Raw genomic sequence first — 20,424 nt, forward strand, 5'->3', positions numbered from 1 at the left:
GTCAGCGCCGCCTTTCCAGGGTGACCGGCAGCCCGCCCTCCGGGCGCAGCGTCAGCCGGCAGATCGGCATCACCGGCGCGCCGGTCGGGCGGACGACGAAGCGCTGGGCCAGCATGGCGAGGCACAGCACCGCCTCGGTCAGGCCGAAGCTCGCCCCGGCGCAGACGCGCGGGCCGACCGAGAACGGGATGTAGCTGAAGGGCGCGGGGCGGCCGGCCAGGAAGCGCTCGGGGCGGAACAGGTTCGGCTCCTCCCAGAGGTCGCGGGCGCGGTGCAGCAGCCAGGGGATCACCAGGACCATGGCCTGCGGCTCGATCTCGATGTCTCCGATCGTCGCCGCCTGGCTCGCCTGGCGGGAATAGATTGGGATAGGCGGGTAGAGCCGCATCGTCTCGTCGATCACCGCCCGGCACCAGCTGAGCTTCGGCACGTCTGCGAAGCCGATCGGGCGATCCCCGGCGACGCGGTCGATCTCTTCGTGCAGCCGCGCCTCCGCCCAGGGAGCGTTGGCCAGCAGGTACCACGCCCAGGTGAGGGTGGTGGCCGTGGTCTCGTGCCCCGCGAGGAACAGCGTGGCCGCCTCGTCGTGCAGCGCCTGCACGCCGAGCTTGCGCTGCTGCTCGTCGTCGCGATGGCTGACGAGCCGGGAGAGCAGCGAATCCTCGCCGGAATCGGAGGCGAGATGGTCGGCGACCACCTGTTCGATGGTCCGGTGCAGGCCGGCGATGGCCCGGCGCACGCGCCAGCCGTGCCGCACGCGCAGACCCTCGTCGAGGCCGAGGAAATAGCCGATGTTGAACGAATCGACCCCGTCCTGGAACCGGGTGAAGCCTTCGATCACCGCCCGTGCCGCGCCGGCGCGCAGCTGGGCGCCGAACACGGCGCGGGTGATGATCTCGGCGGTCAGCGCCGCCATGTCCGCCTGCGCGTCGCGCGTCGTGCCGGCGGGCAGGGCGGCCCAGCGCTCGGCGAATTCGGCGGTCACGCTCTCCATCGGCGCGGCGAAGGCGGAAAGGCGGTTCTTGTGGACGGCATCGGCGACCAGCGGCCGCCGCTCCGCCCAGAGCGGGCCGTCGCTGATGAACAGGCCCTTGCCGATGACGCCCTCCAGCGCCCGGCGCACCGGCGGGCCCTTGCGCTCGAAGATCGCATTGTCGGTCACCAGCACCTGGCGGATGGCATCGGGGCGATTGGCGATCACGATCTGCCGGCGCATGATGCGGAAGCTGTCGCAGCCGCTGGCGTAGGATTTCTCCATCCAGTTGGAGATCAGGCTGTGCCGCGCGCCGAGAATGGTCTCGACAAGGTTGGCCCGCTGGGTGCGGGGCTCGGGACGGGCCGGCTCGAAGAAGTCGGCGCCGCGGCGCTCGATCATCCGCGGTCGCTGATAGCCCCATCCACCCATGCCTACGCTCTCCGCCGCCTACGCTCGTTGCCGTCGTCGCGCCCGACAGCCACCGGAGCGTTCCCGACGGCGGCCCCGGCTACCCGTCGCCGGTCTTGTCTTCCTCTTAGGGAATCCATGTGCAATCTTGCACATATATCCTGATGGCGACTGAATATGGAATTGCGAATGATCCGCGCCGAGCCTCCTGGTGAGAAGGAAGTCTCCGGCCGATGGGAAGATATCCATGATCGCCTCGACCGGCTCGAAGCCCGGCAGGCCGAACTTCTCGAAGACGTCAAGGTGGTTCGCGAGCAGCTGCTGGTCATTGGCGGCGTGCTGGAGCAGGTGCGCGACAAGCGCCTGATCGGCTGGTCGCGGCCGCCGACCTCCGGCCCCGGCCTGCTGCTGTACCGCTTCTTCGAACTGGTGCGCTCGCCGGGCGAGGCGCTGGTGTTCCTCGGCGAGCTGGAGCGCCATGCGCGCGAGGTCAGCCGGCATACCCGCCGCGCGGGGCCGTCGGCGCCGTGGCAGCTGGCCTTCTCCTATACGACTTATCTGCGCCGCCTCACCGGCGCGCTGCGGGAACTGCTGTTCGGCAAGGCGGCGCCGCATTACCGCATCGTCCATCGTGGCGAGCGGCGGTTGGCGGGACGGCGGCGGAAGGTGCTGCACGTCATCCCGAACCTCAATATCGGCGGCTCGACGCAGCTGGTCATCGATCTCATCGAATATCTCGGCCTCGAGAACGAGATGCAGATCCTGACCGCCAAGCTGCCCGCCGGCGGCGCGCCGGTGGGGGCGATCGCCCATCTGGTGCCGCTCGGCAGCCGGGCGCCGGCCTTCGCCCATGTGCTGGACGCCTTCGCGCCCGAGCTCGTCCATGTCCAGTACTGGGGCGGCTCCGACGAGCCATGGTATGCCGAGGCCTTCGCGGCCCTGCGCGGGCGTGGCCTGCCGATCATCGAGAACGTCAACACGCCGGTGCCGCCGCTGCTCGATCCGGGGGTGAACGCCTATGCGTTCGTCTCGGATTATGTGCGCACCCATTTCGCCGCCGGTCTTGATCCGGCGCTGGCGCATGTGATCCATCCCGGCATCGACCGCAGCCTGTTCCGCTCCGTCCCCGCCGCCCGCGCGGGGGATGCCGACGTCGCCGACACTGTGGTCATGGTGTACCGGCTGGAGCGCGACAAGCTGGACGACGCCTCGATCGAGGTGCTGATCGAGATCGCCCGGCAACGGCCGGCGACGCGCTTCCTCGTTGTCGGCGACGGGCCGCTGCTCGACCTGTTCGTCCAGCGCACCATCGAGACCGGCGTGCGGGCGAATTTCGAGTTCACCGGCAGCGTGCCCTTCGGGGCGCTGCCGGAGCTGTATGGCCGGGCGGGCATCTTCATCGCCCCGGTGGTGCGCGAGAGCTTCGGCCAGGTCGTGCCCTTCGCGATGAATATGGGGCTCGCCGTGTGCGGCAACGACATCGGCGCGCTGTCGGAGATCCTCGATGGCGCCGAGACGCTCGGGCGCGATCCCGCCGACACCGCCGCCAGGGCGTTGGCGCTGCTGAACGATGCCGATCGCCGGGCCGCGCTTGGCGAGCGCAACCGGGTCCGCAGCGCCATTTTCGGGGTCGAGGAGATGGTGGAGCGCTATGCCGGGCTCTACGAGCAGCTGGTGCCCGCGCTCGACATGCCGGGCTTCCCGCCGGCGCAGATCTTCCGCTGATCGGCCGGCGAGCCGTCACCGCACCCGAGCGGGACGCGTTCGGGTGGGCCGGCTCCCATGGGGTCTCCGGACGAGGCGCGCCGGGTGGGACGGCAGGCCGGTCTCACCCGTGTTCGTGCAGGTTCCTGGCGTAGGTTGCGCCGATGCACCAGAAGCCGAAGAACACCAGGAACACGATGAACGTGTCGGTCGATACGCGCGGGAAGGTGGCCACATGGGGCAGCGAGGGGGGCTCGAAGACCATGATGAAGGCCTGCTGCCGCAGGCTGTCCGCCAGCGCCAGGGATTGAGTCGCCTCGGCACGGGAGACGCGGGCGATCACGAGCGACCGCCTGGTCTCCAGGTTTTCCTGCATCGCCAGAGACTGAGGCACCGCTGAGCGCTCATTGGCGTGGATGCTGCCCTCGATCTGCCGATCGAGCTTGGAGATCTCGTCATCCAGCGAGCTGAGTCGGGAGGTCAGGTTGCGTGTCGGCGCGGTATCCTCGCCCATCGAGGAACGGGCGGTCGCCAGCTCGGCATTGAGGGTCACGCGCTGGTCGCGCAACAGCGTCGCCAGCCCTTGCAGGGCAAGGGCCGAATAATTGGCGTCGACCGTGCCCTGCTGATTGCGGAAGGCCTCGAACTGCTTCAGCAGCTTCGCCAGTTCCGCGCGCGCCAGATCGACTTCCTGGGTGGCCTGTTCGAGGCGTTGCTGCCGGGACCGGGCGGTGATGGCGTTTATCAGCGTGCTGGATTCATCCAGGATGCTCTGTGACAGCGACAGCGCTTCCTGGGCGGTATAGGCCTGCACGTTCAGGGTCATGATGCCGGAGATCGCGTCCATCGACAGATGGACCATCGAGCCCCACTTCGCCATCAGCTGGTCGAAGGCGCGGTCCTGCTGTCCCGGCATGTCCGGATCCTGGCGTGGCACGTGGAACAGCGCATAGAGATCGACCTTGTCCATCAGCCGGACGACCATGGCGCGGCTCATCACATTGTCGATGAGGATGCGTGATTCCTGGCTGTTGGTGACGGCGGACAGGGCGGACAGGTCCTTGGTGAAGCGGGTCGATTCCCCGCCCAGCATCTCCAGCGTTCCGCGTACGATGAATTTTGCTTCCGCCATGAAGCGCGGCGTGGAGAGGAAGGCGAGATAGAGGCCGGCGATCAGCGTCGGCACGAGCACCGCCAGGATGAAGCTGAAGGCCAGCCGCCGCTGGGTGCGCTGCTCCCGCGCCGTCAGCAGCGTCGATATCTCGGCTTCGAGATTCGACGGTGCCCTCTTCGCCGGCTCGCCGGGGAGCTCCCCTCCGGGTGCGGGCGTAGATGCGGGCGCCGGCGCCGGAGTGCCGCCGGGCGCCACCTTGGGCACGGGCTTCGAAGCAGGTTCGGCCTGTAGCGGCGGAAGTTCCGGACTGGCCAAGGGAGGTGCCGTAACGAAAACCGGCTCTTTGGGCGCAGACTTCTTGGCGACGGGCTTGGCCTGCGCCTGGCGCTTGGCCTTCATCGCCTTCTGCTTGCGCTCCTCGCGCTCCCGGTCTTCGTCCAGCTTCTCCAATCAGAACCCATCCGCAATATTGGTGGCTTGCGATATCGGCGAGGCCACGGTGCTGAACACCGACAATACCTTGTTCAAATCCGACAGCGGCGCGTTCGAAATGAAGATCGCGTCCTTGTTGCGCATCCGGAAGCCGCTCGCCAGCAGGATAGCATCTGCCTGATGCATGTTAAGCTGGTAGATCACGCGAACATAGCCATTTTGAGACGATGTCGTGTGCTCGGGGTCGACGGCGCGCGCCACCTTCTCCGTCTCGAAGCGCATCAGATAGACGCCGCGCGGATCGGCGCGGTTGTCCATCGGGCCGCCAACCTGCGCCAGCGCTTCCGTCAGGCTGATGCCGGCGGTGCTGAAGGCGACCTGCGCGTTGCGCGGGGCAGCACCGAATACGGTGAAGGTCTGCGGCTCGCGGATGATGCTGATCGTATCGTCCGGCATCACATAGACGTTCTCGGACGGCCGACCCATGATCGTCTGCAGCGGCACCGCCGCATTGACCCCGCCGCGGGACATCACCACGAAGGCCTCGTGCACCGGGATCTTGTTGCCGCCGGCGGTGGCGATCACGTCGAGGATGCGCTCGCCGCGCGGGGTGAGCATGATACGCCCCGGGGCGTTCACCTCGCCGATCACCGTAGCGGTGTTGTTGACGCTCTTGGTCACCACCACCAGCGCCTGCGGCTCGATCGCCTTGCCGGTCAGGCTGGAGACGATGTTCTGTTCGACTTCCTCGGCGCTCTTGCCCGCCACCTTGATGCGGCCGACGAAGGGCACGGAAATGGTTCCGTCCTTGGAGACCTGCTGCTCGGGAATGGCGGCGGATTGCGAGCCGGTGCCGAGGCCGTCCGTCGCGGGGCGCGAGAACAGGCCGCCGGCGGCGCCTTCCCACAGCGTGACCGTAACGGCATCGCCGACGCCGATGACATATTTCGAGGGTCGCTGACGGTTGCTGAAGCGCCCCTCGAGCGTGGGGGGAGCGTATTGCGACAGTGCTGTCAGGACATGCTTGTCGATGTCGACCAGCATGAAGTCAGCTATTTCTGGGTCTTTGGAGTGGGCGGCGTCCGTAATCTGCTGACGGTTGGGACCGGCACTCGGAACGATCCCGCAGCCGCTCAGAATGATCGCCGAAAGGAGCGTAGAAATAACGCCTACGCGGGGTAAAGTCTTCCAGACAATCATACGGCCTTCCCTACATTCGGCGGAGTTTATAGCCGCTCATCGGCGCCGAAGCGAGGCGATGACATCGGTGCAGCGTGGATTTGGTTATTGAAATGCTACCTGTGTCTCATGCGCCACATGAGTCTAGCCGCCTTTCAGTACCGTTAATTTGGCCGGCAATATGCCACAGGAGCGGTAGATGGCGAGTACATCGCGCGCCATGTCGAGCGATGTGCGCGGATAGTCGATGTCGCGGCTCAGCCGTGCCGCGAGGCCGGGATCATCGATGAACGGCCGCAGCGCCGCGGCAAGTCCTTCCGTGTCGCCGGCCGGGAAGGCGAAGCCGTTGGCGCCGGGCTCGATGAAGTCCCGCATGCCCGGAACGTCGGAGACGAGGACGGGGGTGTGGGTGGCCAGCGCCTGGAGCAGGGTCAGCGGGCTGTTCTCGTGCCAGATCGAGGGGATCACCAGCACGTCGATCCCGGCCATGATGCTGGCCATGTCGGCCGGGTCGAACAGACCGGCGAACCGCACCTGCATGCCCTCCGCCATCGCGGCGATGCGCGTGGCATAGGCGGGGTGCTGGTCGAGCGATCCCCACACGTCGACTTCCGGTGCCGGCTGCCCGGCGGCCGGCGTCAGCCCGCGCACCGCCTCGATCAGCACGTGCAGCCCCTTATGCGGCGCGATCTGGCCGATATAGCCGATGCGCAACGGGCCCGGCGGCGGCGGCGGCTTCGGCGTCCGGTCGATGTCGACGCCGAAGCGCGACACCGTCATCGGCACGGTGATGGCGTTGTCGCGGTAGCGCTGGGCGGTGAACTCGGTCGGCACGATGGCCGCACGGTAGGTGTTCAGCGCCTCCTTGAGCACGGTCGGGCGGATGCGCACCGCGTCGATCTCCTCGCGCAGGGCGCGTGGCAGCACGGGGCGGTAGAGCAGCGCTGTCAGCGCCGACAGCTGCGGCATCGGCCAGCGGCCGAGCAGCTTCCACCAGCTGTCGGCCGGGGCGGTGCGCTGCTTCTCGTTCACGCCGCAGGCGAGGCAGCCGAAGCGCAGGGCGGAAGGGCCGGCGCAGGGTGTCCCGGAGGGCGTGCTCAGCAGGCCGGTGTGGCAGAAGCCGTGGAAGTCGGTGAAGGTGGCGACCAGCGGGATGTCGAGCTGCCGGGCCGCCTCGTGCGCCGCCGTGGTGTGGTAGAGGAAATGGCAGACATGCACCACGTCCGGCTGCAGTTCCTCGAACAGCGAGCGGTAGAGCGGCACCCGCGAGGGATCGTCGAAGGTGGAGCGGGTGTCGGTGGCGAGCGCCGGCACGCGGATGACCGGCACGCCGTCCCAATCCTCGCGCACGATTTCCGCCGGGCCGTGGCGCCGGGCGGCGATGACGGTCGGGCGATGGCCGAGCTGCTTCAGCGCCCGGCTCAGCTCGAGCGTGTAGATCTCGGTGCCGTAATTCTGGTCCGGCAGAAAGGCATGCACCATCAGGGCGATGGAGAGGCCCGGGGAGGCACCTGGCGAGAGACCCAGCATGGATTCCGACATGCCCAGGTTCCTCATGGCGCCAGCGGTTCCGCCTGCCGGGCCCAGTCGGCGACGGTGGTGCGTAGGGCAGCGGCATTGGCGGCGATGGCGGCGGGATCGTCGAGCAGGCCGAGCAGCGCTGTCTCCCAGGCGGCGGGATCGTCCGGGATCAGCGGCACCGTGCCGGCCAGCGCCTGCGAGGCCGGACCGGCGCCGAACAGCGCCGCGGCGCCGAGCCGGGCGGCGTCGATGGCCTTGGTCGGGGCGCGCGCGCGGTTGACGGCGGTGTCGCGTAGCGGCGCGATCAGGATGCCGCCGCCGCCGGTGGTGTGGGCGCGATAGGCAGGCCAGTCCATTTCGCCGATGAAGCGCACCTGCTCGGAGAAGCTCCATAGCGATGCGGCGGCCTGTGGGCCGATGACCTCGATGCGCGTGGCCGGACGCTTCGCCAGTACCCGGCGGACGATGTCGGCGGCAAGGCCGTGATCGCCGAGATGGCTGAGCTGGGCATGGTAGCGCACAAGGTCCGAGGGCGGCGGCAGCGGCGCGGCGAGGTCGTCCGCGCCCGGCAGCGGCGTGAGGATCCGCGGTTGCCAGGCGGCGAGGCGGTCGGCCAGTGTCGGCGTGGAGACCCAGAGCCGGCAGCCGCGCGACCGCAGCAGGCGCAGCGGCAGCAATCCCTGCAGCGCCACCAGCGCGCGGTAGCCGAGCGGCAGCCGGCGGTCGCGGAGCATCGCCTTGTAGTCGTCGTCGACGAAGGCGGCGAGGCGTGCGCCCGGCGCGGCGCGCAGCGCCCGCAGCCAGCGCCAGGGCAGATAGCGGCAGATGATCACCAGGGCGTCGTCGAGCGCGACGTCGGCGGGGTGATGCAGGCGGGTGTCGATGGTCTCGACGCTCACATCCATCCTCGCCAGCCGTGGCATGAGGTAATAGTCGGAGCTGGGATTGGCCCCGCGCACCAGCACCAGCACACGCTGGCGCGGCGACCTCGCATTTCCAACCATACGCCCCGCCTCTCGGCCATCACGCACTCCACCTCTGCGTGTTTAACAGCAGCTTCGTGCCGGCGGAAAGCTCTTCCTTCGCACTGCGGCAATGGTGTAAGCCAGCCGTCATGTCCGCTCCAGCAGGCCCGAGGATGCAGCCGGACCGCGAGCCCGCTCAATCTGCACGTGAACCCGAGCCGCGCGGAAGTGTTCCGCCGGGCGCCCCACGTCGCGATTCCCTCGCCATCGTGTCGGGCGGATCAAGCGGCATCGGCCTCGCCTGCGCCGCCGTGTTGGCAGCGAGGGGGCACCGCGTGGCGCTGCTCGCCCGCGACGAGGCGCGGCTGGCCCAGGCGATCGAGACGATCCGGCATGATCACCCGGCGGCGCAGCTGGTCGCCCATTCGCTCGACGTGTGTGACGCCGGTGCCTGCGAAGCGGCGGTGGCGGCGCTGGTCGCCGAGCACGGCCCGCCGGCCTGGCTGGTCAACAGTGCCGGCATCGCCGAGCCCGGCCTGTTCCTCGAACAGCCGCTCGCCGCCCATGAGGCGCAGCTCGCCACCAACTATCTCGGTTCGCTCTATCTCTCCCACGCCGCGGCGCGCCACATGGCGGCGGCCGGGAGCGGCCGGCTGGTCTTCGTCTCCTCCGGAGCCGGGCTGTTCGGCATTTACGGCTATTCCGCCTATGCGCCGTCGAAATTCGCGGTGAGGGGGCTCGCCGAGGTGCTGCGCGTCGAGCTGGCGCCGCTGGGCATCGGCGTGACGGTGGCCTATCCGCCGGATACCCGCACGCCGCAGCTTGAAGCCGAGCAACGCACCAAGCCGGCGGCGACGCGCCTGATCACCGCCGGCGGCGGCGAGTGGGAGGCGGATGCGGTGGCGCGCCGGATCATTGCCGCCGCGCTCGCCGGCCGCTTCGCCGTGGCGCCGGGCCTGCCGACCGCCTTCGTCAACCTGTTCCACAGCCTGATCGCGCCGCTGCTGCGGGCGCGGCAGCAGCGGTTGATCCGCGCGGCCGGGGCGCCTCGCCGCGAGGGCTGAGCGCGGCTCGCCGCTATCGGACGGGAGAAGGCGCTGGCGTCGGGGAGATGGCGGGTGCTTCCGCGGCTGCCGGGGCCTGTCGCGCGGTCGGGGTGAACAGCAGCCCCTGGGCGAGGCGCAGGATCGAGGCGACCTCGTTGCCGTGGTGCTGGCGCACCAGTTCGCTGATGCGGGTGCGCGCGCCCCACAGGTCGCCCTTGCGCCAGTTGGTCTGGTTGCGCCACGGCTCCGCCTTGTACCAGACCAGCGCCTCCGGCACCGTGCCGATGCGCAGGCCGGCGAGCTTGGCCTGCACCAGCGCCCGCCAGTCTTCCGCGTGGTAGAGGAAGCCGTCCTCGACGAAGCCGCCGGCGGCGAGGAACTTCTCGCGGTCGGCGATGAAATTGGTGTCGCCGATCACGTTGAAGACGTAGCAGGCGGCGCCGCCGTCACCGAGGAACAGGAAGCGCCGATAGGCCTGCTCTTCCGCCATGTCGGCGTCGGAGGCCACGAAGTCGAGCGCGCAGGTGACGAGGTCGAACCCCCCCGCCGTCAGGGCGCGGGAGAACACCTCCAGTTCCTGCGGCTTGGAGACGTTGTCGTCGTCGTGGAACTTGACCCACTTGCCCTTGGCCGCCTTTGCCGCGGCATTGCGCGCCGCCGCCGGGAAGCGGGCGCCGTCCGAGCGTGCCACCCGTACCGGGAAGGGCAGGTCGGTGCGCCCGGGCAGGGCGGCGAGATAGGCCTGCGCCTCCGGCGTCGCCGAATGGTCGTCGCCGATCACGATCTCCAGCGGCTTCAGCGTCTGGCGGGCGAAGCCGTCAATGGCGCGGGCGAGGCCGGCGGGATTGTCGCGATGAGTGATGCAGACCGAGATGTCGGAAGTCACCGGCGTCGCCGGCACTGAGGTCCGGCGCCGCGCGGCGTCCTCTTCCAGCAGTTCGCGGGTGAACTCGGCATGCTGGCGGGCGGCGTCGACGGCGGGAATGTTCCCGCGCTGCACCCCGCCGCCGGCCTCGACGAATCGGGTGAGCGCCGCGCCGACATCCCAGGCGGTCGGCGGCACGAAGCAGTTGGCGCGGTCCTGCGGCGCGACCAGCTCGGCGCCGCCGCCCACTTCGGTCGACAGGAAGGGAATGCCGCGCGCCAGGCATTCCTGGATGGTGCAGGGAATGTTGTCGCTGAGCGAGGGCATGACGGCGAGCGCACCGGTGGACTGCAGCAGATCCAGCGCCTCGTTGGCGTTGAGGTTGTCCAGCAGTTCCCATTCGATGTCGAGCCGCGACATGCGCAGGCCGAACATGTCCGCCGAATAGGCGGGATCGTTGATCTTGCCGAGCAGCAGCACCTTGAACGGCCGGCTCGCCCGCTGCTGCAGCATCTGCAGCGCGTCGATGAACAGGTTCAGGCCCTTGCGGTGCTCCAGCCGCCCGAAGAAGGCGAGGGTCGGCACGGCGTCGGCCGGCTGGGCGGCGCGGATATTGTGCCCGGCCTGGGCATGCGCCTTCGGCAGGATGTTCTGGATCACCCGCACCGTCGGCGGCATCGTCCAGCCGTCATTGCGCAGGAAGGACAGCATGTACTCGCTGGGCGACAGGATGGCGTCGGCGTGCTGCACCGAGCCGCGCTCCATCGCCTCGCGGAACAGCACGTTGGGGCTGATCACCGGCGCGTTGCTCCAGCGCATCGACCAGGCGGTCGGCCCGTGCAGCTGCGCGACGATCGGGCCGCAATCGAGCAGGCCGGCGCGCTTGGCCAGCGCCGGATAGTAGCCGATGCCCAGATAGTCGGCGACATGGACGATGTCGTAATGCGTCTCGCGCAGGTGCCGGTACACCGCATAGGAGCGCAGCGGATCCGAGCCGCCGCCCGCCATCGCCGGCACGGCGACGTTCTCCAGCACCGAATAGTCCAGCTCGTGGAAGCCGATCCCCTCGCGCCCGAGCGCCTCGCGCCACATCGGCGCGTCGCCGACCTCGTAATTCGGGTTGGCGTAGATCACCGTCACCTTGTGCCCGGCATCGACCAGCGTTTCGGCGAGGCCGCGCAGCGCCGTGCCGACCCCGCCATTGCGGACCGGCCCGGCGAAATCCGCGGTGGCGATGGCGATCGAAGCGGACATCAGGTCTCCTCGGAGCGGGCGAGTGTGTGGACCTCGTCGCCGTCCCGGACGGTGAGCGTCCAGGGCGTGCCGGCGGGGATCATGCCGAGCGGCGCGGAGAAGGCGCAGAAGCCGTCCATGCCGGTCTGCGCCACGAGATCGCGGCGGTAGAGCGTGGCGCGGGCGGACCAGATCTCCTGCGTCCCGGCGTTCAGCGCCACTTGCGGCCGCCGGCCGGGGGCAAGCAGGTTCACCGCCCAGCCCGTGAGGAAATCGGGGCGCAGCCCGGCCCGCAGCTGTTCCTCGATCGCCTGCTCGAGGAAGGTCACGACGTTCGGCGGCCTGAGCTCGGTGACGAGGCTGCGCCGTCCCCGCTGCTCGGCGAAGAGCTGCAGCCGGCTCTGGCGCAGCAGGAAGCGCAGCGGCAGCGCCTCCCAGAACGCCCGCGCAGAGGCGTCGAGGTCGGCGCGTTCGGTGCCGGGGGCGAAGCGGTGCTCCTCGCCGCGCTCGTTCACCGCCACCAGCGCCAGCGGGGCGGGGTCGGACGAGGCGATCCAGCCGGTCACATGGGTGCGGGCGCAGGCCTCGACGTTGAAGCGGAACTGCGGCACCAGCAGGCCGGCGGGCGGCATCTTGAAGTTCGCCCGGTAGCAGGGCGTGCCGCCCTGCATGACCAGCAGCGTCACGGTTTCGTCAGTATCATCCGGCTGAATACCGAGACCGAGCCAGTTCGCGAGCGGGAAGCTGAAGCCGCAATGCAGCGTATCGTAACCGCCCATCACCACATCGGACCGCGGCAGTGCCGGCGTGCCGATGTCGAAGCTCCGCGGGGTGACGACATGGACCGAGAGCGGGCCCATCGAGGGGGTCTTGGCGATCACCCAGCCGACGACGCCGAAGGCGGAGAAGGCTTCGAGATTTCCGGTGACGTGTTGGGATTTGATGCCCTGGCCGACAGGCGGCCCCTTCAAGGCGGATTGGCCAGACAGCATACGAAACCCGCTTCCCACCTGTTCGCCATGCTCCTGTCGGTCATCGCCCGGACCCACCTTGACGATTGGCCCTTGAGACCAGCTTTTATCCGGCGCCCTATTTGGAGTAAAGTGCGTCAGTAGGTGTTCTGCCGATGGCACGCTCTTGAGCCTACGCTGTGTCAAGCGGTTATGTATTTGAATGTATTTTTTAGTATTGTTTTGAGCCATGCGGACCATATTTTGCTCCCTCTGGCAGAAAGCCCTGAATTCAGATGAGCGTCGAGTCGGCCACGCATCCCATGACTGATACGACTCGACGGAACGATCTGCTGGCTTTCAGCTCCCGGTTGTCGGACGAGCTGCGGCGTTCCGCCCGGCAGTCGCGCGTCCGTGGTATCGCCAAGGGGCAGCGTCGGGCGGTGCATTTCGTCCGGCGGGTGCCGTGGCTGGCGATACCTCTTCAGGTTGTGGTTCGGCCGAGCTTTCTCCTCTGCGTCGTCGCGCCGACACTTCTACTGGTCTTCTATTTCTTCTTCATCGCCTCCGATCAGTACGCCTCCGAGGCGCGCTTCGCGGTGCGCGCCGGCGACACCACCTCCATCGACACGGTGACGGCGCTGACGGGCCTGCCGTCGGTCACCCAGTACCAGGACACGACGATCGTCATCGAGTATCTGAAGAGCCGGGCGATCGTCGAGGAACTGGAGAGGAAGATCCAGCTCTCGAAGATGTTCCAGAGGTCGGGCGTCGACTGGTTCAGCCGGCTGGAGGCGTCGCCGTCGATCGAGGACGTGGTGAATTATTGGCGCCGACGCGTCTCGACGTCCATCGAGATGCCGTCGGGGATCATCACCGTGAGGGTCAACGCCTTTTCGCCCGAGGATGCGGTGACCATCAACAAGGCGGTGGTCGAGCTCAGCGAGCAGCTGGTCAACGGGCTCGGCGAACGCGCCCGGCGCGATCTGATCGCGGCGAGCGAGCATGAGGTCGCGCGTTCCGAGGAGCGTCTGCGCGATGCGCGTGCCGCGCTCAAGGACTGGCGCAACGACGTCGGCATGCTCGATCCCACCAGCGCCGCCGAGGGCATCCAGAGGCTTATCGCCACGCTCAAGCAGGAGCAGCTTCGCCTGCGGCAGGAGATCTCGACCTCCTCCAAGACCCTGAGCGCCGCGGCGCCGCAGCTTCAGGTGCTGAAGTGGCGCGAGGAGGCCACGCAGGAGCAGATCGACATTCTGGAGCGCCAGCTCACCTCACCGGCCGGGCAGGGGAAGACCTCGATTTCGAACGTCATTTCCCGCTTCGAGGAAATCGAGCTGAACCGGTCGCTGGCGGAGAGCCTCTACACGCTGGCCGCGTCGAATTTCGAGCGGGCGCGCATCAACAGCGAGCGCCAGCAGCTCTATCTCAATACTTTCGTGCAGCCCAACCTGCCGGACGAGCCGTCGGGTCCGAAGCGGCTGCGGAATGTTCTTCTTGGCATGCTGACGCTGCTGTGCCTATGGGGAGGGGGAACCGCCCTCGTCCGCTTCCGCCAGAGGCTGCGCACCAAATAAGGAGGGGCGGGCATGGTCATCGTTGATCACGTCACCAAGTACTACACGGTCAATTTCCGCAAGAAGGTCGTGCTGGACGACGTTTCCGTGGTGTTCAACCCGCGCCGCAGCTACGGCCTGCTCGGGCAGAACGGCGCGGGCAAGTCGACTTTCCTGCGGTTGATCGCCGGCTCGGAGGAACCCAATAAGGGGCGGATCTGGCGCAATTCCCGGGTTTCCTGGCAGCTGGGCTTCACCGGCGGCTTCCATGCCAAGATGACGGGGCGGGAGAACGTCATGTTCCTCGCCCGCGTCTATGGCGTCGATCTCAAGAAGACGCTCGACTTCGTCTATGATTTCGCCGAGCTCGGGCCTGACATCGATGCGCCCGTCGGCACCTATTCCTCGGGCATGAGCGCCCGCCTGGCCTTCGCCATGTCGATGGCGGTCGATTTCGATTTCTACCTGGTCGACGAATCGACGGCGGTCGGCGACAGCCGCTTCCAGCAGCGTTGTGCGGCGGCGTTCGCCGAGCGCCGGTCGCGCGCCGGCCTCATCATGGTTTCGCACTCCGTCTCGACCATCAAGGACTACTGCGATACCGGAATGATCCTGTCCAACGGCAAGCTGCTGATGTTCGACGACCTCAACGAGGCGATCGAGCGTTACCGCCAGATGATGCAGTAGCGGCTGGCCGGCGGCCGGTCATTTGCCGGCTACGGTTCTCTCGGCCCGGCGGGCATTGGCGGCCCGCGTGGCGGCAAGCCGCGGCGGCGGGTCGATGAAGGCGCCGTCGCCATTGACGCCGCCGCTCAGGATCCGCTCGACGATGATCGCGCGGGCATGCGCGCTGCCCTGCGGATTGTAGAACGAGCCGGGCAGCTGGATGGTGCCGGCGAGGCCGCGCACCAGCGCGTCGAGCAGCTCCATGTCGACGTGGCCGGGCTCGCTCCAGAACCGGTCGAGCGGCACGTCCGAGGTCAGTCCCGCTATGTCGTAGACCGCCACGCCCATCACCTTGGTGGGGCGACCGACCCGCAGCGCGTGCAGCCCCACCGTCGAGTTGATGACGATCACCGAGGTCGCCCGCTCCAGCATCTCCGGCAGCGCCCCGCCGTCGATCGCGGTCACCCGGTCGGCGATGCCGGCCTCGCCCGCCAGCTGCATCACCTCGGTGCACCAGTCGATCAACCCGACATCGAGCGGGTGCTGCTTCACCACGATGCCGAGCTCGGGTGGGGCATGGCGGGCGAAGGAGGTGAACGCCTCGCGCAGCATCTGGCGCTGGTCGGAATAGGGCGAGTTGTAGCGGATCTGGTAGTCGTTCTGCAGCTGCAGCGGGATCAGCACGAAGGGCTTTTCCATGCGCGCGGCGAGCGCCGCGAGCGCGGCCTTCTCGCGCCGCGCCTGCCGCCGCCAGCGCAGCGGCGCGCTCGCATATTCGACCAGCGGATTGTAGAAGCGGTCCGCATCGTAGTGCGGATAGAAGAAGAAATAGAAATAGTTGACGAGGTGGTAGAAGACCTCGTTGAACGCTTCCTGCGCGAAGGAATAGGGGAAGACCCGCTCTTCCGGCACGTCGTCCACCCGTCCGGCGACGGCGCGTATGGCGGCGGGGTCGTTGGGGAAATGCGACCAGCCGCCCATGCCGCCGCGCTCCAGCGTGATCCAGGCCGGGCGCAGATAGCCGAACTCGATGACATGCGGCGTGGCGCCGAGCCCGGGGGCGATCTCGGCGGCGATGCGGTGATAGGGCTGCCGGTCGCCGTAATAGATGACGTCGGTCACGCCTTCGCGGGCGATCAGCGCCGTGAGCCAGCTGCCCCAGTCCTCCAGCCGGCCGCGATAGGAGAGCGCGTTGCGCCGGCCCCAGTAGAGCCGCTCGGCGGTGGAGAAATTGACCTTGATCGCGCGATGGCCGGCGGCCTCGAACGAGCCGGCCAGTTCACGCCAGAAATGCGACGGTGGCCCCTGGAGAAACAGGAGCGTCCTCACCGGACCGGACATGCGGGACATTCCTAGCGCGTGCGGGCGGCACCGTTTCGCTGGGCCAGCAATTGCGTGAGATTGGCAATCGACAGGCCGGCTTGGGCGAGTGCCTGCTTTTCCTCGGCCAGCACGGCGACGGCGTGGTCGATGTCCTCGCGCGTGTGCTCGCTGGAGACGAAGAAGCGCAGTCGGGCGGAATGGTTCGGCACCCCCGGCGGCAGCACCGGGAAGGCGTAGATGCCGCGTTCCAGCAGGCGTTCCGCCAGCAGGATGGTCTGGAGCGCGTCGCCGATGATCACCGGCACGATGCCATAGCCCCAGGCCGGCCCATGGTCGAGCCCGTGCTCGGCGAGGCGGGCGATCATGTGATGGCCGTTCGCCTTGAGCCGGGCGAGCCGCTCCGGCTCGCGCAGCATCACCGCCAGCGCCGCATTGGCGGCGGCGGCGGTGGCGGTGGGCATGCCGACGCTGTAGACGAGGCCGGGGGCGGCGAATTTCAACAGGTCGACCAGCGCGCCCGAGCCGGCGACATAGCCGCCGCAGCTCGCCAGCGATTTCGACAGCGTGCCCAGCCAGATGTCGATCCGCTTCGGGTCGACGCCGCATTGCTCGGCGATGCCGCGCCCGGTGGCGCCGAGCACGCCGAGCCCGTGCGCGTCGTCCACCATCAGCCAGCAGCCATGGCGCTCCTTCAGCTCCACCAGCGCCGCGAGGTCGGGGCCGTCGCCGTCCATGGAGAACAGGCCCTCGGTGACGATCATCACATTGTCGAAGCGCCCGCGCTCGGCGGCCAGCATGGCGTCGAGCTCGCCGAGGTCGTTATGGGCGAAGCTGCGCCGCGCCGCGCCCGACAGCCGACCGCCGACCACGATGCAGTTGTGGATCCAGGCATCGTGCAGCAGGAGGTCGTTCGGGCCCAGCAGCGCGGCGATCGCCGACACCGCCGTGGCGTGCCCGCTGACGAAGACCACCGCGTCCTCGGCCTCGTAGAGCGCGGCGAGCGAGCGTTCCAGCGCCGCATGCACCGGCCGCTCGCCGGAGGTGATGCGGCTGCCCGACACCGAGGTGCCGAAGCTGGCAATGGCCTCGGTGGCCGCCTGCGAAACCTCGGGATGGCCGTTCAGGCCGATATAGTCGTAGGAGGTGAAATTCAGCACCTCGCGGCCGTCGATGCGGGTGAGGCGGCCGGCCTTGGCCTCGTGGACGCGGTAATAGGGGCTCTTCACCCCCAGCATCTCGCTCACCGCCTTCTGCTGCGCCATGGTCTGGAAGGCGGCGAGCTGGCTGAAGCCCTTGGCCTTGGTGCGTGCGGGCACGGCGGCCGGCGCCTCCGCCGTCTTGACCGAGCGCATCTGCGCGATGAGGGCACCGACCTGGCCCTGTGAGAGCCGGCCCGGCGTATCCCGCTCCGTCATGTCAGGCGTTCTCCGCTGTAGTCGAGCTGGGCGATGGCCGCCGCGGTGCTCTCGGTCTCGCTGGGCGCCAGGCTGAAGGATTCCAGCTTGGCGGCGGCAATGGCGTCGGCCTCGGAAGGCGCGTCGGGCGCCTCCTGTCCCTCGCCATGCAGCAGCGGCAGGGCCTGCACCACGATGTCCTCCACCGTGCGGTCGCTGATCGAGATGATCGGCAGCTCGATGCCGCAGCTCTGCTCCAAGGCGAGCCGCAGTTCCAGCGCCATCAGCGAATCCATGCCCATCTCGCCCAGCGGCCGCTTGATGTCGACCGCCTCCGGCGCCAGCCGCAGGATCTTGGCGATCTCGCGCCCGATGGCCTCGCCGAGGATCTGCTTGGCCTCGGCCTCCGACTTGCCCACGAGCCGGCTGGCGAAGTCGACCTCGCCCTCCTCGAAGTCCCGGCTTTCGCCGCCGAGCAGGCCGGCGAAGGTCGGCGAGGTGAGGATGGCGAGCTTCTCCGCCACCATGGAATGGCCGATATCGGCGAAGAAATGCACCGGCCCGGCTCTCTCCTGGTCGGCGAGCAGCCGGCCGAGCTGGGCAAGGCCCTCGGCGGAGGTGATGCCGTTGACGCCTGTGGTGCGCTTGAGGCGCTCGGCGAGCTCGGCGTCGCGGGCGATGACGCCGGTGTCGGAGATCGCGCCCCAGCCGATGGCGAGGCCCGGCAGGCCCTCCTGCCGGCGCCGGCGCGCCACGCCTTCGAGGAAGGCGTTGGCGGCGACATAGGCGCCCTGGCCGGGGCTGCCGATCAGCGTCGTCGCCGAGGAATAGACGACGAAATAGTCGAGCGCCGCCGCACGGGTCGCCTTGTCCAGCGCCAGCACGCCGTCGATCTTCGGCTTCAGCACCGTGTCGAGGCTCGCCGGGGTGAGGCTCGACAGCATGCCGTCCTCCAGCACCAGCGCGGTGTGGACCACCCCGCGCAGCGTGCCGAAGCGCGCCTTGAGCTGCTCGACCAGCGCCTCCACCGCCGCCGCGTCGGTGGCGTCGAGCCTGAAGGGCGAGAAGGTCACCCCGCGCGCCGCATAGGCGGCGACGGTGTCGGCGAAGGCCGGATCGATCACCCCGCGCCGCGAAGCGACCGCGACATGGGTGGCACCGCGATCGGCGAGCCAGAAGGCGGTGGCGAGGCCGAAGCCCGCCGTGCCGCCGACCACCAGGTGCACGCCCTCGGCACTGGCGTGGAACACGCCGGGATCCTCGGCGCCGGCGCCGGCCGGCTGCACGATCAGCTTGCCGAGATGCTCGGCGCTGCGCATCAGGTGCAGGGCGTCCGCCACGTCGTCGGCGGTGAAGCGCCGATAGGGCAGCGGGCGCAGCGAGCCGTCGGCGAGGTGGACGCCGAGCGCGCCCATGATGCGGGCGACGCTGTCGGTGTCGTGCTTCAGGAGCTCGTCGAGGTCGATGCCGAAATAGCTGAGATTGTGCACGAAGGGGCGCAATTGCAGCGTGGTGTTGTTGAGGTAGTCGCGCTTGCCGAGTTCGAGGAAGCGGCCGAACGGGCGCAGCACCCGCACGCCCTCGCGCATCGCCTCGCCCGACAGCGAGTTGAGCACCACGTCGACGCCGCCGATCTGGGTGAGCGCGTCGACGAACTCCAGTGAGCGGGAATCGAAGGCCTTCTCCGCCCCGAGCGCGCAGGCGAGCGCGCGGCGCGCCGGCGTGCCGGCGGTGGCATAGACGGTGGCGCCGCGCCGGCGGGCGATCTGGATCGCCGCCATGCCCACCGCGCCGACCGCGCCGTGGATCAGCACCCGGTCGCCGGCCCTGAGGCGCCCGGCCTCCTCCAGCGCGTACCAGGCGGTGGCGAAGGCGACCGGAATGGTGGCGGCCTCCTCCAGCGATAGGCCGTCCGGCACCTTCTGCACATGCGCCGGCGCCGCGACGACATGCGAGGCGAAGGCGCCGGAGGTGAAGGCCATCACCCGGTCGCCGGGCGCGAAGTCCCGGCAGTCCGGCCCGACCCGCGTCACCGTGCCCGAGCATTCGAAGCCGAAGGCCGCCCGCGTCAGCCCGCCGGAGAGCAGGTCTTCGTCGAGGATGCCGAAGGCGACCATCACGTCGCGGAAATTGAGGCCGGTATAGGCGACCGCGATCTCCACCGCCTCGCCTTCCGGCGCCGGTCGCGTCTCGATGCTCCAGGCGACGTCCTGCGTCGACAGCGCGTTCTTCGGCCGCAGCACCGCCCGTGCCGTGTCGGACACCGGGCGGATGCGCTGGCGGGTGCCGCGCCGTGCCCGCGGCACGTAGACGCCGGCATCGCCGATGCGCAGCTCGGTTTCCGGCGAGTTCTGCATCAGCGTCGCGGCGAGGTCGAGCGCCACGGTTGCCGGCGCCACTCGCGTGTCGAACTCGATGACGCGGATGTCGATCGCCGGGAATTCGTTGCGGGCGACGCGGGCGAAGGCGCGCAGCGCATGCGCGGTCACCAGCGGCTCGCTGGCCGGCGGCTTGCCGGCCGGCCGCTTCTCCGCCGGCTTCACGTCCTTGCCGGCGCCGACCGGCAGCGCCAGCCAGTAGCGCAGCCCCTCGGTCCGGGGGGGCCACCGTCGTGAAGGCGGCGACGAGGTCGAGCAGCCGCTGCTTCAGCGCCTCGCTGGCGCGGGCGGCCGGCAGGCTGGTGTCGATGAAGTGCAGCAGGTCGGTCGCGGCGCCGAGGGCGGCATCGTCGAGCCGCTCGCCCGCCACGCTGACCTCGGCGAGATCGGCGAGCTCGCGCAGCACCGCCTGCGCGGTGGCGCCGGTGGCGCCATGGGCGAGGATCGATACCGGGGCGGCCGGTCCGGCCTCCTTCGGCGAGATCCGGCCGATGGCGAGCCGGGTGAAACCGTCGCTCCATTCCGGCACCGCGTCCTCGACGCGGAACTGGTCGCGCAGCAGGCCGATATGGAACGCCGCGCGCTCATGGCCGGGCTCGCCGGCTCCCGCCTCGTCCGACAGGCCGGCAAGGCCCAGCAGCAGCTCGGCGACCGGGTCCGGGGTCTGCGCCAGCTGTGCCACCAACCCGCCCGGCTTCACCCGCCGGGCGGCGG

The 20,424-nt window shown here is 69.1% G+C and carries 14 protein-coding genes; 4 read left to right on the forward strand and 10 right to left on the reverse strand.

What is annotated here, in order from left to right; genetic code table 11:
- Position 1: 1 nt before the first annotated feature.
- Entirely contained in the window at positions 2-1,405 is a 1,404-nt protein-coding gene (locus KHC28_RS12270) for a cytochrome P450 (RefSeq protein WP_214008637.1), read from the reverse strand.
- 168 nt (positions 1,406-1,573) lie between these two features.
- Between KHC28_RS12270 and KHC28_RS12275 the strand changes: the two genes are divergently transcribed.
- Positions 1,574-3,109, forward strand: coding sequence for a glycosyltransferase family 4 protein (locus tag KHC28_RS12275; RefSeq protein WP_214008638.1), 1,536 nt, complete (start codon positions 1,574-1,576; stop codon positions 3,107-3,109).
- Positions 3,110-3,212: 103 nt separating this feature from the next.
- On the opposite strand, the gene KHC28_RS12280 is transcribed toward KHC28_RS12275, so the two are convergent.
- The 4 genes from KHC28_RS12280 to KHC28_RS12295 all read right to left on the reverse strand — a co-directional run bounded on the left by KHC28_RS12280 (position 3,213) and on the right by KHC28_RS12295 (position 8,338).
- Positions 3,213-4,652, reverse strand: coding sequence for a KpsE/RkpR family capsule polysaccharide export protein (locus KHC28_RS12280; protein ID WP_214008639.1), 1,440 nt, complete (start codon positions 4,650-4,652; stop codon positions 3,213-3,215).
- The gene (locus tag KHC28_RS12285; RefSeq protein WP_214008640.1) at positions 4,653-5,834 is read right to left on the reverse strand and encodes a polysaccharide biosynthesis/export family protein; all 1,182 of its coding nucleotides are present in this window, start codon (positions 5,832-5,834) and stop codon (positions 4,653-4,655) included. It abuts the gene before it with no gap.
- A 123-nt stretch (positions 5,835-5,957) separates the two neighbouring features.
- On the reverse strand, positions 5,958-7,355 hold the full coding sequence (locus KHC28_RS12290) for a glycosyltransferase family 4 protein (RefSeq protein WP_214008641.1): 1,398 nt from the start codon (positions 7,353-7,355) through the stop codon (positions 5,958-5,960).
- 11 nt (positions 7,356-7,366) lie between these two features.
- Positions 7,367-8,338 (reverse strand): hypothetical protein, encoded by a 972-nt coding sequence (locus KHC28_RS12295; RefSeq protein WP_214008642.1) that lies wholly within the window; start codon positions 8,336-8,338, stop codon positions 7,367-7,369.
- 134 nt (positions 8,339-8,472) lie between these two features.
- Between KHC28_RS12295 and KHC28_RS12300 the strand changes: the two genes are divergently transcribed.
- On the forward strand, positions 8,473-9,363 hold the full coding sequence (locus KHC28_RS12300; protein ID WP_246564714.1) for an SDR family NAD(P)-dependent oxidoreductase: 891 nt from the start codon (positions 8,473-8,475) through the stop codon (positions 9,361-9,363).
- A gap of 13 nt (positions 9,364-9,376) precedes the next feature.
- On the opposite strand, the gene KHC28_RS12305 is transcribed toward KHC28_RS12300, so the two are convergent.
- Together KHC28_RS12305 and KHC28_RS12310 are read right to left on the reverse strand one after the other, a co-directional pair.
- The gene (locus KHC28_RS12305; protein WP_214008644.1) at positions 9,377-11,464 is read right to left on the reverse strand and encodes a glycosyltransferase; all 2,088 of its coding nucleotides are present in this window, start codon (positions 11,462-11,464) and stop codon (positions 9,377-9,379) included.
- Complete coding sequence (locus KHC28_RS12310) at positions 11,464-12,435, reverse strand: hypothetical protein (protein ID WP_214008645.1); 972 nt, start codon at positions 12,433-12,435, stop codon at positions 11,464-11,466. Before KHC28_RS12310 ends, KHC28_RS12305 begins: the two co-directional genes overlap by 1 nt.
- Before the next feature lie 281 nt (positions 12,436-12,716).
- On the opposite strand from KHC28_RS12310, the gene KHC28_RS12315 reads away from it, so the two are divergent.
- Together KHC28_RS12315 and KHC28_RS12320 are read left to right on the forward strand one after the other, a co-directional pair.
- The gene (locus KHC28_RS12315; protein WP_214008646.1) at positions 12,717-13,970 is read left to right on the forward strand and encodes a KpsE/RkpR family capsule polysaccharide export protein; all 1,254 of its coding nucleotides are present in this window, start codon (positions 12,717-12,719) and stop codon (positions 13,968-13,970) included.
- Between the two features lie 12 nt (positions 13,971-13,982).
- Positions 13,983-14,636: an ABC transporter ATP-binding protein gene (locus KHC28_RS12320; protein ID WP_214008647.1), complete on the forward strand. Its 654-nt coding sequence runs from the start codon at positions 13,983-13,985 to the stop codon at positions 14,634-14,636.
- Positions 14,637-14,654: 18 nt separating this feature from the next.
- On the opposite strand, the gene KHC28_RS12325 is transcribed toward KHC28_RS12320, so the two are convergent.
- From KHC28_RS12325 to KHC28_RS12335, 3 genes are read right to left on the reverse strand one after another with little or no spacing between them, the layout of a single operon-like run.
- Positions 14,655-15,956 carry a capsule polysaccharide biogenesis protein gene (locus tag KHC28_RS12325; protein ID WP_214008648.1) on the reverse strand — a complete coding sequence of 434 codons (1,302 nt, stop codon included), beginning with the start codon at positions 15,954-15,956 and terminating at the stop codon, positions 14,655-14,657.
- Positions 15,957-15,967: 11 nt separating this feature from the next.
- Positions 15,968-17,353, reverse strand: a complete 1,386-nt coding sequence (locus KHC28_RS12330) for an aminotransferase class I/II-fold pyridoxal phosphate-dependent enzyme (protein WP_214009024.1) — start codon at positions 17,351-17,353, stop codon at positions 15,968-15,970.
- Complete coding sequence (locus KHC28_RS12335) at positions 17,350-19,875, reverse strand: type I polyketide synthase (RefSeq protein WP_214008649.1); 2,526 nt, start codon at positions 19,873-19,875, stop codon at positions 17,350-17,352. The genes KHC28_RS12330 and KHC28_RS12335 overlap by 4 nt, the downstream gene beginning before the upstream one ends.
- Positions 19,876-20,424: the final 549 nt, after the last annotated feature.

The organism is Ancylobacter sonchi, from assembly GCF_018390695.1.
In the GTDB taxonomy this organism is placed as follows: domain Bacteria; phylum Pseudomonadota; class Alphaproteobacteria; order Rhizobiales; family Xanthobacteraceae; genus Ancylobacter; species Ancylobacter sonchi.